Origin of the sequence: Streptomyces mesophilus (assembly GCF_040300965.1) — a bacterium.
Classification (GTDB): Bacteria; Actinomycetota; Actinomycetes; order Streptomycetales; family Streptomycetaceae; genus Streptomyces; species Streptomyces mesophilus_A.
In genome coordinates, this window is sequence record NZ_JBEPEW010000055.1 from 20,753 (window position 1) to 33,472 (window position 12,720).

Sequence of the window (12,720 nt, forward strand, 5' to 3'; positions counted from 1 at the left end):
CTGAAAGGCTATCGGCGCCCACTGACAACGCCGCCGTCCCGCCTCGATCCCACCCCCTAGGGGCGAACCCCCGGAAACAACCCAGCGCCCCCCGAACCCTCACCACCCAGCCGATTGACAACGTACGGTTGACGCATGACGAGCATCGGCGGTGCCGCACAGGGGATGGTCGACTGGAATCTCGCGGTCGCGACAGCGACCCGCCTGGTGCGCCCAGGCCCCGAGGTCAGCCGCGACGAGGCGCGCGCCATCGTCGCGGAGCTGCGCCGGCACGCCAAGTCCTCGGAGGGACACGTCCGTTCCTTCACGAAGATGGCCACCGACGCCGCGCATGACACCCCGGTCCTGGTCGTGGACCGCCCGGGCTGGGTGCGGGCGAACGTGGCGGGGTTCCGTGAAGTCCTCAAGCCGCTCCTGGAGAAGATGCACGAGCGCCGCGGCGGAGGCGCCGGCGGCGCGATGCTGGGCGCGGTCGGCGGCAAGGTCACCGGCGTCGAGCTCGGCATGCTGCTCAGCTTCCTCGCATCACGCGTACTGGGGCAGTACGAGACCTTCGCACCGCCCACCAAGGAGCTCCCCGGCAGCGCCGTCGGCGGCGGCCGACTCCTGCTCGTGGCGCCGAACATCGTGCACGTGGAGCGCGAACTCGACGTCGACCCGCACGACTTCAGGCTCTGGGTCTGCCTGCACGAGGAGACCCACCGCACCCAGTTCACCGGGGTGCCCTGGCTGCGCGACCACCTCGAGGGCGAGATCCAGTCATTCCTCGGCGAGACCGAGGTCGACCCGATGACAGTCCTCGAACGCTTCCGCGAGGCGGCCTCCGCGCTGGCCGGCAACAAGACGGAGCGGGAGGACGACGACGGCGGCCCCTCCCTCGTCGAGATCGTCCAGACCCCCGCCCAGCGGGAGATCCTCGGCCGCCTCACCGCCGTGATGTCGCTGCTCGAAGGGCATGCGGACTTCGTGATGGACGGCGTGGGGCCCGATGTCGTGCCGTCCGTGGGGGAGATCAGGGAGAAGTTCCAGCAGCGCCGCGCCAAGGGCGCCTCGCGGCTGGATATGGCGCTGCGCAAGCTGCTCGGGCTCGACGCCAAGCTGCGGCAGTACCGCGATGGCGAACGTTTTGTGCGCGCAGTCGTTGACGAGGTCGGAATGGACGGCTTCAACCGCGTCTGGACCTCACCCAACACGCTGCCCACCAAGTCGGAGATCGCCAAACCGGCGGACTGGGTCGCGCGGGTGCACCGTAAAGCCGATTCCTGAGCAGCGCGCCGCCCCGGCAGAATCAAGCCTCCGTAATCACTCTTCTGAGGGACCGTGGGCCCGCGGAAGGCGTGCAATGCTCGGGGAACGACTCTCCTCTGTCACCATCGACGCACTCTGAGTGACGGAAATCCCCAGCATCACGCCCCCGTACTCCACGAAGCTCCACGAAGGGAACCGGACAATGGGTCCCCATCCTGCGGTCGCGGCGATACGCCTGGCAGTGCGCCGCGTACTCCACGACATCCTCACCGACAACTCCACCACCGAACTCCCCGCCGACGGCCCCCTGGTCCTCGTCGCCTGCTCCGGCGGCGCGGACTCCATGGCGCTCGCCTCCGCTCTCGCGTTCGAGGCCCCCAAACTCGGCATCCGCGCCGGCGCCGTCACCGTCGACCACGGCCTTCAGCCCGGCTCCGATCTGCGCGCCGCCGAAGTCGTCGTCCGGATGACGGCCCTGGGTCTTTCCCCCGTCGAATCGCTCGCCGTCACCGTCGGCCGCGAAGGCGGACCCGAAGCGGCCGCCCGCGACGCCCGCTATGCCGCGCTCGACGAGGCCGCCCAGCGCCTCGGCGCTTCCGCCGTACTGCTCGGACACACCCGTGACGACCAGGCCGAGACCGTCCTGCTCGGACTCGCCCGCGGCTCCGGGATCCGCTCGCTGTCCGGAATGGCCGAGACCTCGGGGGTCGCCGGCCGTTACCGCCGCCCGTTCCTGGGAGTCGACCGGCAGACCGCGCGCAAGGCCTGCATGGTCCAGTCGCTGCCCGTATGGGACGACCCGCACAACGCCGACCCCGCGTACACGCGCTCACGGCTGCGGCACGAAGGACTGCCCGCCCTGGAGAAGGCGCTCGGCAAGGGTGTCGTGGAGGCCCTCGCCCGCACCGCCCAGCTCTCCCGTGACGACGCCGACGCCCTCGACTCCTGGGCCGCGCAGGCCGAGACCACCGTGCGCGACGACACCGGGCTCCTGGAGTGCGCCAAGCTGTTCGCGCTGCCGCCCGCCGTACGGCGCCGGATCCTGCGCCGCGCGGCCATCGACGCCGGGGCGCCCGCGGGTTCGCTCTTCGCCCGCCATATCGAGGAAATCGACCGCCTCATCACCGGCTGGCGCGGCCAGAAGGCCATCAACCTGCCCGGCCGGGTCGTGGCCCAGCGGCAGGGTGGCAGACTTGTCATCCGGCAGGGCTGAAGCCGACTGCTGTTGCGGGCGGTACGTAGCCGACTGCTGAAGCGGCCGGCACCTCGGACGACGAAAGTGATGCGGGTGGACGCGAAAGACATGGGCACCGACCTCGAGAAGGTGCTCATCACCAAGGAAGAGATCGACGCGAAGCTCGCAGAGCTCGCCGCGAAGATCGATGCGGAGTACGCGGGCAAGGACCTGCTCATCGTCGGAGTCCTCAAGGGCGCCGTGATGGTCATGGCGGACCTGGCACGCGCACTGTCCACCCCCGTCACGATGGACTGGATGGCGGTGTCGTCGTACGGCGCCGGGACCCAGTCCTCGGGCGTGGTCCGCATCCTCAAGGACCTCGACACCGACATCAAGGGCAAGCACGTCCTGATCGTCGAGGACATCATCGACTCCGGTCTCACGCTGTCCTGGCTGCTCTCCAACCTCGGCTCGCGCGAGCCCGAGTCGCTGAAGGTCTGCACCCTGCTGCGCAAGCCCGAGGCCGCCAAGGTCGCCATCGACGTGGAGTGGGTCGGCTTCGACATTCCCAACGAGTTCGTCGTGGGCTACGGCCTGGACTTCGCCGAGAAGTACCGGAACCTGCCCTTCGTCGGCACCCTCGCCCCGCACGTCTACGGCGGCTGAGCTTCCGTACCCCGTACGGCCGTTGGGGCCCTGCTCGGATGGCGGCGGGAACCCTCGCCCGATTCCCCGCGTTGGAGCATGGGAAGGCGGGTTTATCGGCCGTCCCCTGCCGCGTCGGGTGACAATGCTGGGGTACCGTCCGAAGAACAGCTTTTTTGAAGCCTAATCAAACTCACTATGGCAGGAGGGACGGGGCGGTCTCCGCTCCGTATGGATGGACGTGAAGCGATACTTCCGTGGGCCGGTCATGTGGATCGTGCTGGCCGTCCTCGCCGTGGTCGTGTTGATGCAGGTCGTCGGCTCGTCCGGCGGCTACAAGACGGTGGACACCGGCGAGGTCTACCAGGCCATCAAGGACAAGCAGGTCCAGAGCGCCAAGCTCACCACCGGTGATGAACAGCTCATCAAGGTCGAGCTCAAGGACGGCATCAGCGATGCCGACAAGGACAAGTACGGCGGCAGCACCAAGATCCAGGCCAGCTACATCGGCGACCAGGGTGTGACGATCGCCAACACCCTGCAGGACAACTACGACAACGGTGACATCAAGGACGGTTACACCGTCTCGCCGTCGAAGCAGAACCCGTTCGTCGGCATCCTGCTGTCGCTGCTGCCCTTCGTCCTGATCGTCGTCGTCTTCCTCTTCCTGATGAACCAGATGCAGGGCGGCGGTTCGCGCGTCATGCAGTTCGGGAAGTCCAAGGCGAAGCTGATCACCAAGGACACCCCGAAGACGACCTTCGCCGATGTGGCCGGGTCGGACGAGGCCGTCGAGGAGCTCCACGAGATCAAGGAGTTCCTGCAGGAGCCGGCCAAGTTCCAGGCCGTCGGTGCCAAGATCCCCAAGGGCGTGCTGCTCTACGGCCCGCCCGGTACGGGTAAGACGCTGCTCGCACGCGCCGTCGCCGGTGAGGCCGGGGTCCCCTTCTACTCGATCTCCGGTTCCGACTTCGTCGAGATGTTCGTCGGTGTCGGTGCCTCCCGAGTCCGTGACCTCTTCGAGCAGGCCAAGGCGAACGCCCCGGCGATCGTCTTCGTCGACGAGATCGACGCGGTCGGCCGCCATCGCGGCGCCGGCCTCGGCGGTGGTCACGACGAGCGTGAGCAGACCCTCAACCAGCTGCTCGTCGAGATGGACGGCTTCGACGTGAAGGGCGGCGTCATCCTGATCGCCGCCACCAACCGGCCCGACATCCTCGACCCGGCGCTCCTGCGCCCCGGCCGTTTCGACCGCCAGATCGCGGTCGACCGCCCGGACATGCAGGGCCGCCTCGAGATCCTCAAGGTCCACCAGAAGGGCAAGCCGGTCGCCCCGGACGTCGACCTCGGCGCCGTGGCCCGTCGTACCCCTGGCTTCACGGGTGCGGACCTGTCGAACGTGCTGAACGAAGCGGCGCTCCTGACGGCGCGCAGCGACAAGAAGCTGATCGACAACCACTCCCTGGACGAGGCGATCGACCGTGTGGTCGCGGGCCCGCAGAAGCGGACCCGGATCATGTCGGACAAGGAGAAGAAGATCACCGCGTACCACGAGGGCGGTCACGCCCTGGTCGCGGCGGCTTCACCGAACTCCGACCCGGTCCACAAGATCACGATCCTCTCCAGAGGCCGTGCTCTCGGCTACACGATGGTGCTGCCGGACGAGGACAAGTACTCGACCACGCGCAACGAGATGCTCGACCAGCTCGCGTACATGCTGGGCGGGCGCGCGGCCGAGGAGCTCGTCTTCCACGACCCGACCACGGGTGCTGCGAACGACATCGAGAAGGCCACTGCCACGGCCCGCGCGATGGTCACGCAGTACGGCATGACCGAGCGGCTCGGCGCCATCAAGTTCGGCGGCGACAACACCGAGCCCTTCCTCGGCCGTGAGATGGCGCACCAGCGCGACTACTCGGAAGAGGTCGCGGCGCTGGTCGACGAAGAGGTCAAGAAGCTCATCGAGACCGCGCACAACGAGGCCTGGGAGATCCTCGTCGAGAACCGCGACGTTCTCGACAACTTGGTCCTCGCGCTCCTCGAGAAGGAGACGCTCAACAAGGAGCAGATCGCCGAGATCTTCGCGTCGATCACCAAGCGCCCGGCCCGCCCCGCGTGGACCGGCTCCGCTCGGCGTACGCCTTCGACGCGGCCCCCGGTGCTCTCGCCCCGTGAGCTCTCCCTGACCAACGGCGCCAATGGTGCGACGCCCGCGGTCACCGCCTCCACCACCGAAACGGGCACGCCGGAGCTCAGCAAGGCCCCGGCCCCCGCTCCGGAGGACCGCCCGGAGGCCTGACCTGCCGGGACCCACTGGTCTCGGCAGGCCCGGAATGGATGCCGCGCCCCCCAGGTTTTAGCCTTGGGGGGCGCGGCATTTCCGTATGCCCGTGACCTGACGTACAGGAACGAGGGACCCATGACCGACCCGGTGACGCTGGACGGCGAGACCAAGATCGGCGAGTTCGACGAGAAGCGCGCCGAGAACGCCGTACGCGAACTGCTCATCGCGGTTGGCGAGGACCCGGACCGCGAAGGCCTGCTCGAGACGCCGGCGCGGGTGGCGCGGGCGTACAGGGAGATATTCGCGGGGCTCTGGCAGAAGCCGGAGGACGTCCTGACCACGACGTTCGACATCGGTCACGACGAGATGGTGCTCGTGAAGGACATCGAGGTGATGAGCTCCTGTGAGCATCACCTGGTCCCGTTCCACGGGGTCGCGCACGTCGGGTACATCCCGTCCACCGACGGGAAGATCACCGGCCTGTCGAAGCTGGCGCGGCTCGTCGACGTGTTCGCACGGCGGCCGCAGGTGCAGGAGCGCCTGACCACGCAGATCGCCGACTCCCTGATGGAGATCCTGGAGCCGCGCGGCGTGATCGTGGTCGTCGAGTGCGAGCACATGTGCATGACGATGCGCGGGGTGCGCAAGCCGGGCGCGAAGACGCTGACGTCGGCGGTACGGGGTCAGCTGCGGGATCCGGCGACGCGGGCCGAGGCGATGAGCCTGATCATGGCGCGCTGAGCGCGCTGAACTTCCCGGACGAGGCTGAGCGCGCTGACCTTCCCGGACGAGAGGGCGTGGTGGCTCAGGCCGCCGCGCCCTCCGTGTCGTCGTCCTCCGGGAGCCGGAGGACCCGCTCCAGGAAGAGGGCCGCGGCGATGACCGCGATACCGGCCGCCACCGCGAAGGCCGCATAGACGGCCTGGTCGCGGCGGGCCGGGACGTCCAGGTGGGCCAGGAGGAAGATGCCGAGCCCGCCGTAGACCCCGCTGACCAGTGCCGAGACCAGGGCGCTCGCCTGGCCGAAGACCACCGCGCGGGCCGCCATCAAGGGCTCGACGCCCTTCGCGCCCGGCACGCGGTCGCGCTGGGCGCGCAGGCGGGAGCGGAGCGAGATCGCGGTGGCCAGGAGGGCGGCCGCGATGACCGCGAGCACGATGGGCGCGGCCAGCGGGACGCTCGGCAGGGTGCCGAGGGAGTCCCGCGCCACCAGCAGCTTGGCCAGGGCCCAGGACAGGACACCGGCCACCAGGAAGGTGACGGCCAGCGTCCTGATGCGCAGCTGCTTCACGGGTGCGTTCGCCTCCACACGGACGGGGCGCGGCCTCGTCCTCGTACGGGTCCGGGTGGGCCCTGCGTCCGGGCCCGTTGGGCCCTGTCGTACCCGGGCCCGTTAGACCTTAACGATTACTCGGGCAGCCGCAGTTCCAGGTCCACGCGCGGCGCGACGCCTTCGCGGGTGACGGAGGCGAGCAGCTCGGACACCGGTCCGCGGCCGGGGACGACGGCCTCGGGGTCGACGTCGTGCCAGGGCGCGAGCACGAAGGCGCGTTCGTGGGCACGCGGGTGCGGGAGCGTGAGCACCGGGTCGTCGGAGACGACGTCCTGGTAGGCAACGATGTCGACGTCGATCGTGCGCGGGCCCCAGCGCTCGTCCCGTACGCGGTGGAAGGCCTCCTCGACCGCGTGCGCGCGCTCCAGGAGCGAGGACGGGGGCAGCGTCGTCTTGATCACGACGACGGCGTTGAAGTACGAGGGCTGGGAGTCCGGGGCGACGCCCCAGGGCTCCGTCTCGTAGACCGGCGAGACGGCCTTCACCCGCAGGCCGGGGGTGTCCTCGAGGGCGTCCACGGCGCCTTGGAGGGTCTCCAGACGGTTGCCGAGGTTGGAGCCGAGGGCGATCACGGCGAATTTGGGGTTCTGCAGCGTGGTGTCGGCGGCGTCCACCTGTGCCACGACGGAGGCGGGAACGGGCTGGACCGTGGGGTCGCTTTGCACGTTGTTCATACTCGGCTCCGGGTGATCGTGATCGTCACATCGTCGAACGGGACGGTGATCGGGGCGTCCGGCTTGTGCACGACCACCTCGACCTCCTGGACCGGTTCGTGCTTGAGGCAGGTCTGGGCGATGCGCTCGGCGAGCGTCTCGATGAGGTCGACGGGCTCGCCTTCGACGGCGGCCACGACCTCCTCGGCCACCACGCCGTAGTGCACCGTCTTCGTCAGATCGTCGTCGGCGGCGGCCGAGCGGGTGTCCAGGCTCAGCACCAGATCCACGATGAAGGTCTGGCCCTCTTCGCGTTCCTTGGCGAAAACGCCGTGGTGACCACGGGCCTTGAGGCCGCGCAGCGCGACACGGTCCACGCGAATCACTCCTGCTCATCTCGGTTTCGTCGGGCTGCAGCCGAGTGCGGTCGGCACACCAGTCCCCTTCGAATCTACCTTCGGGTGCGGGTGGGGCTCGCCCGTGGGGGCTATGGACAGGTGATCCGGTGTTTGGTACGGGCGGCTGGTTGCGGGGCTTACCCACGGACGCGGTGGCGAACCCTTTTCGGGCTGCTGCCCACTCGGGAGGGGGATGTGCGTCCTCGGCTATTCGTTGCCCTCGACAGCCTCGTCGTCGCCCTCGTCATCCCGCTCCGCCAGCACAGGCGACGCATGGTGGGACCACAGCTGCCAGCCGGACGGTGTGCGGCGGAACAGGTTGGAGGCGACGACCAGCTGGCCGACCAGGGGGCCGAGCTCGCCGGCCTCCTCCGAGGGCGCGCCGCTGAGGATGTTCTCCGTACAGGTGACCAGGGCCGTGTCGCCGTGGACCGCGATCTTGAGGTCCGTGAGGAAGAACTGGATGTACTCCGTGTTCGCCATGATCAGGGCGTACGAGCGCAGCACCTCGCCGCGGCCCGTCAGGACCGGCCAGCCGGGGTGGACGCAGCTGACGCCTTCGCCTTCGTCGCCGGTGAGCCACAGGTCGGAGAGCGCCTCGAAGTCACCGCGTTCCATCGCTTCGTAGAAGGCGGTGTTGGCCTTCTCGACGGCTTCGAGGTCCACGCGTGACGTCACCGGTCTCCTTCTGGGGTCTGCGAGTCGGTCTGGGATTTCGATACGGACGGCGATACGGCACCTTCCACGGCGCGGGCCACCCGCACCGCGTCCGCGGTGGCCCGCACCTCGTGCACGCGCACCGCCCACGCACCCTCGTGCGCGGCGATCGCCGAGACCGCCGCGGTGGCCGCGTCGCGTTCGCGCGCGGGGGGCGGGGCGCCCTCGGGACCGGCCAGGACGCGGCCGAGGAAACGTTTGCGGGAGGCCGCGACCAGGACCGGGTACCCCAGCGCGCGCAGCTCGCGCATCTGCGCGAGGAGGGCCAGGTCGTGCTCGGCGCTCTTCGCGAAGCCGAGACCCGGGTCGACGACGATCCGCTCGGGGGCGATGCCGCCCTCGATCACCGCGTCCAGGCGGGTGCGGAGTTCGGCGACGACTTCGCCGAGGACATCCCCGTACACCGCAAGACTGTTCATGTCCTGGCTGAAGCCGCGCCAGTGCATCACCACGAACGGCGCTCCGGCGTCCGCGACGACCGGGATCATCGCCGGGTCCGCGAGGCCGCCGCTGACGTCGTTGACGAGCAAGGCACCGGCGGCGAGGGCCTGTTCGGCCACCGTGGCGCGCATGGTGTCGACCGAGACAGCGACGCCTTCGGAGGAGAGGCCGCGGACGACCGGGATGACCCGGCGCAGTTCCTCGGCCTCGTCGACGCGGGTGGCGCCCGGGCGGGTGGACTCGCCGCCGACGTCGACCAGATCGGCGCCCTGGGCGACGAGGTCGAGGCCGTGCTTGACGGCGGCGGTGGTGTCGAACCAGCGGCCGCCGTCGGAGAAGGAGTCCGGGGTCACGTTGACCACGCCCATGACCGCGCAGCGGTCCCAGTCGGGCAGTCCCTCGACATGTCCTCGGCCACGTGACGTACTCATACGCCAAGCCTAGGCCCGTGCGGGGGTTGGTTTGCCCCGCTCGTACGAGGAGCGGGGCAAACCGCCCGTCCCGGGCCTCAGGCCGCCCGGATCTCCCGTTCGCCCGTCACCTCGTGCGGACAGACCGGGGCCGGCCGCCGCGCACCCCGCAGGAAGCGGGGTGGGGCGAGGGTGACGAAGCCCTCCGCCTGCATCGCCGCGAAGCCGATCCGCGGCAGATCGCGCGAGCTGCGGAAGACCACGAAGCGCGGCTCCCAGCGCGGGCGGAACTTGGCGTTGAACTTGTAGAGCGACTCGATCTGGAACCAGCGCGACAGGAAGACGAGCAGGCCGCGCCAGGTGCGCAGGACGGGGCCCGCGCCCAGCTGCTCGCCGCGGGCGAGGGCGGCGCGGAACATCGCGAAGTTCAGGGACATCCGCTCGATGCCGAGGGCGGGGGCGGCCTGCAGGGCGGCGACGATGAGGAGCTCGTTCATGCCCGGGTCGGCGCTGCGGTCGCGGCGCATCAGATCGAGGGAGACACCGTCCGGGCCCCAGGGGACGAAGTGCAGGACGGCCTTCAAGTCGGCGCCCGGGGAAGGGGATTCGGGGTCGGCGAGGTGGGCGGTGGCGATGAGGCAGTCGCCGTCCGCGGGGTCGCCGATACGGCCGAGCGCCATGGAGAAGCCGCGCTCGTTGTCCGTGCCGCGCCAGTCGGCGGCGGCGCGGCGGACGCGGTCGAGTTCGTCCTCGGACAGGTCGCTCACGCGCCGCACCCGCGTCGTGTAGCCGGCCCGTTCGATGCGCTTGACCATCTGGCGGACGTTGCGCATCGCGCGCCCGGAGAGCGAGAAGCCGGCGACGTCCACGATCGCCTCGTCGCCGAGTTCCAGGGCGTCGAGGCCGCTCTCGCGGGCCCAGACCTCGCCGCCGGTGCGCGAGCAGCCCATCACGGCCGGGGTCCAGGAGTGGGCCTCGGCCTCGGCCATGAAGCGTTCGATGGCGCCGGGCCAGGCCTCCACGTCGCCGATCGGATCGCCGCTCGCGAGCATCACACCGGAGACGACGCGGTAGGTGACCGCGGCCTTGCCGCTCGGCGAGAAGACCACGCCCTTGTCACGGCGCAGCGCGAAGTGGCCGAGCGAGTCGCGGGCGCCGTGCCGCGCGAGGAGCGCGCGCAGGCGGTCCTCGTCCTCCGGGGTGAGGCGGGCGGCCGGGTGTTCGGGGCGGAAGGCCAGATAGATCGTGGTCAGGGCGGTGAGCAGGCCGAGGGCGCCGAGACAGGCGCCGATCGTCCAGGACGTACGGCCGTAGTAGTCGACCGGGCCCTCCATGCCGACCAGGCCGAGGACGACGTGCCTGAGCAGCTCGGCCACCGAGGGCTCGCCGACCGCGCGCTGGGCGTGGGTGCCGACGATCACGCAGCCGATGCCGAGCGAGAAGACGCTCATGAGCAGGAAATTCGTCAGCGCCTTCCAGCGGCTGCGGGGATCGGGCAGGGCCGCGAATTCACTCCGATGGCGGAGCAGGAGGGCCAGGAGCAGCAGCGGCAGGACGACACCGGCGATCGAGTGCCGGTACGTGAACTGCGCCAGGGCCCCGAGCGGCAGCAGCACCACGGCCGCCCGCCAGGCGCGGCGCTTGCGGCGGCGCAGGCCGTGCGCGAGCAGCAGGAGCAGGACGCCGGCGCAGATCGCGAGGGCGGCGGCGTACGGGCCGAGGGCGCCCGGCAGGACCTGGGCCAGGGCATGCATCCGGCTGTGCCTGAAGCGCGGGAAGACACCGGCGGCGACGTCGAGCAGACCGATCAGGGTGCACGCGGTCGCGATCAGGGACGGGACCTGCGCGGGGCGCGGGCCCCGGGGGAGGCGGCGGAACGCACGGGCGCGCATCGTAGAGGGAACCTTGTCCGTTTTTTCCGCATCTATCCAGCTGGACATTGCACCCCGTGGTTCTGCGAGAGCCGAGGCCCAGGCGCTGTCGCGTACCGGGCGAATTGCGCCCTATAGGACGGTATGGCCGGGAGTCGGGTTCATTGCAGACGGTAAAAAACGCCCAAACAAGACAGGTAGAACAGGCAATCCCATGGGTCTCACGAGCAACGCAGCGCTGGCAGTGGCCGTCCTTCTGGCCGTGCTCCTGTTCGTCGGCACGGTCTGGTTCTGGCCGCGCCTGGCCGGGCGGAACTGGCGCGCCGTACTCGGCCGGGTCGTACTGCTCGCCCTGACGCAGGTCATGGTGTTCGCGTCCGTGGGGCTCGCGGCCAACAAGGAGTTCGGTTTCTACGCCTCGTGGGCCGACCTCTTCGGCCAGGAGCAGGAGCCCGGCGTGGTCGTCGACCACGACACCGCGGGCGGTGCGAGCGGTCCGGTCAAGGTCACCGGCACCCAGTCCGTGAACGTGCCCGGCGGCTCCCAGCCGCGGGTCGGCGGCCAGATCCAGAAGGTGGACATCGCGGGCCCGAAGTCCAAGCTGGCGAGCCCCGCGTATGTCTATCTGCCGCCGGAGTACTTCCGGCCCGAGTACAAGGACAAGCAGTTCCCGGCCTCCGTGGTGATCACCGGCTACCCGGGCACCGCCGAGAACCTGATCAAGGGCCTGCACTATCCGCAGACCGCCAACAAGCAGGCGCGCGAGGGCAAGATGCAGCCGATGATCCTGGTGATGCTGCGCCCCTCGATCGTCCCCGGCCGCGACACCGAGTGCGTGAACATACCGGGCGGCCCGCAGACCGAGACCTTCTTCGCCGAGGATCTGCCGGCCGCGATCCAGGGCGAGTACCGCGTCGGTACGAAGCCGGAGAACTGGGGTGTGATCGGCAACTCCACCGGTGGCTACTGCGCGTTGAAGATCGCGATGAAGCACCCGGACCGCTTCGCCGCCGGCGCCGGACTCTCCGCCAACTACATGGCGCCGATAGATGACCAGACCGGCGACCTCTTCCACGGCGACACCAAGGTCAAGCAGGAGTCCGACCTGATGTGGCTGCTCGACCACAAGCCCGCGCCGCCCGTCTCGCTGCTCGCGACCAGCAGCAAGGAGGGCGAGGACAACTACCAGGACACCCTGAAGTTCATCGACAAGGTCAAGGCGCCGACCAGGGTCTCCTCGATCCTTCTCGACTCCGGCGGCCACAACTTCAACACCTGGCGCCGGGAGATTCCGGCGACGCTGGTGTGGATCAGCGGGCGGCTGAAGGCCTGAGCGGGCTGAGGGCCTGAGCGAGCTGAGGGCCTGACCGGGCTGAGGGCCTGAGCAGGCTGAGGGCCTGACCGGGCTGAAGGCCTGAGTGCGCGGTGGGGCGGGCGTGATGTCAGTGGGCGCCGATAGCCTTGGAAGGGCTCGGCCCCCGGGAGGGAGGGGTCTGTCCGGGTCACGGGCAGCAGCGCCCCCGGGGCCTGTCCTGTGGATCAG

The 12,720-nt window shown here is 69.8% G+C and carries 12 protein-coding genes; 6 read left to right on the forward strand and 6 right to left on the reverse strand.

Annotated elements, in window-relative coordinates; translation table 11 throughout:
* Positions 1-135: 135 nt before the first annotated feature.
* The 5 genes from ABT367_RS20370 (at position 136) to folE (ending at position 6,095) form a co-directional block, all read left to right on the forward strand.
* Positions 136-1,266: a zinc-dependent metalloprotease gene (locus ABT367_RS20370; RefSeq protein ID WP_352254480.1), complete on the forward strand. Its 1,131-nt coding sequence runs from the start codon at positions 136-138 to the stop codon at positions 1,264-1,266.
* Between the two features lie 184 nt (positions 1,267-1,450).
* On the forward strand, positions 1,451-2,461 hold the full coding sequence (tilS, locus tag ABT367_RS20375; RefSeq protein ID WP_352254481.1) for a tRNA lysidine(34) synthetase TilS: 1,011 nt from the start codon (positions 1,451-1,453) through the stop codon (positions 2,459-2,461).
* A gap of 69 nt (positions 2,462-2,530) precedes the next feature.
* Positions 2,531-3,091 carry a hypoxanthine phosphoribosyltransferase gene (hpt, locus tag ABT367_RS20380; RefSeq protein WP_352254482.1) on the forward strand — a complete coding sequence of 187 codons (561 nt, stop codon included), beginning with the start codon at positions 2,531-2,533 and terminating at the stop codon, positions 3,089-3,091.
* A gap of 214 nt (positions 3,092-3,305) precedes the next feature.
* Positions 3,306-5,369 carry an ATP-dependent zinc metalloprotease FtsH gene (gene ftsH / locus ABT367_RS20385; protein ID WP_352254483.1) on the forward strand — a complete coding sequence of 688 codons (2,064 nt, stop codon included), beginning with the start codon at positions 3,306-3,308 and terminating at the stop codon, positions 5,367-5,369.
* Between the two features lie 120 nt (positions 5,370-5,489).
* On the forward strand, positions 5,490-6,095 hold the full coding sequence (gene folE / locus ABT367_RS20390; RefSeq protein WP_199549647.1) for a GTP cyclohydrolase I FolE: 606 nt from the start codon (positions 5,490-5,492) through the stop codon (positions 6,093-6,095).
* A gap of 64 nt (positions 6,096-6,159) precedes the next feature.
* Here the strand turns inward: folE and ABT367_RS20395 are convergent, their stop codons facing one another.
* The 6 genes from ABT367_RS20395 to ABT367_RS20420 form a co-directional block, all read right to left on the reverse strand.
* Positions 6,160-6,645: a DUF3180 domain-containing protein gene (locus ABT367_RS20395; protein WP_352254484.1), complete on the reverse strand. Its 486-nt coding sequence runs from the start codon at positions 6,643-6,645 to the stop codon at positions 6,160-6,162.
* 116 nt (positions 6,646-6,761) lie between these two features.
* On the reverse strand, positions 6,762-7,361 hold the full coding sequence (gene folK / locus ABT367_RS20400) for a 2-amino-4-hydroxy-6-hydroxymethyldihydropteridine diphosphokinase (RefSeq protein ID WP_352254485.1): 600 nt from the start codon (positions 7,359-7,361) through the stop codon (positions 6,762-6,764).
* Positions 7,358-7,726: a dihydroneopterin aldolase gene (folB, locus tag ABT367_RS20405; protein ID WP_199549645.1), complete on the reverse strand. Its 369-nt coding sequence runs from the start codon at positions 7,724-7,726 to the stop codon at positions 7,358-7,360. Before folB ends, folK begins: the two co-directional genes overlap by 4 nt.
* Positions 7,727-7,945: 219 nt before the next feature.
* The gene (locus ABT367_RS20410) at positions 7,946-8,416 is read right to left on the reverse strand and encodes a nuclear transport factor 2 family protein (protein ID WP_352254486.1); all 471 of its coding nucleotides are present in this window, start codon (positions 8,414-8,416) and stop codon (positions 7,946-7,948) included.
* Entirely contained in the window at positions 8,413-9,327 is a 915-nt protein-coding gene (gene folP, locus ABT367_RS20415) for a dihydropteroate synthase (RefSeq protein WP_352254487.1), read from the reverse strand. The genes ABT367_RS20410 and folP overlap by 4 nt, the downstream gene beginning before the upstream one ends.
* Positions 9,328-9,404: 77 nt before the next feature.
* Positions 9,405-11,198, reverse strand: coding sequence for a phosphatidylglycerol lysyltransferase domain-containing protein (locus tag ABT367_RS20420; protein WP_352254488.1), 1,794 nt, complete (start codon positions 11,196-11,198; stop codon positions 9,405-9,407).
* Positions 11,199-11,391: 193 nt separating this feature from the next.
* On the opposite strand from ABT367_RS20420, the gene ABT367_RS20425 reads away from it, so the two are divergent.
* The gene (locus ABT367_RS20425; protein WP_352254489.1) at positions 11,392-12,510 is read left to right on the forward strand and encodes an alpha/beta hydrolase; all 1,119 of its coding nucleotides are present in this window, start codon (positions 11,392-11,394) and stop codon (positions 12,508-12,510) included.
* The last annotated feature ends 210 nt before the right edge of the window (positions 12,511-12,720 follow it).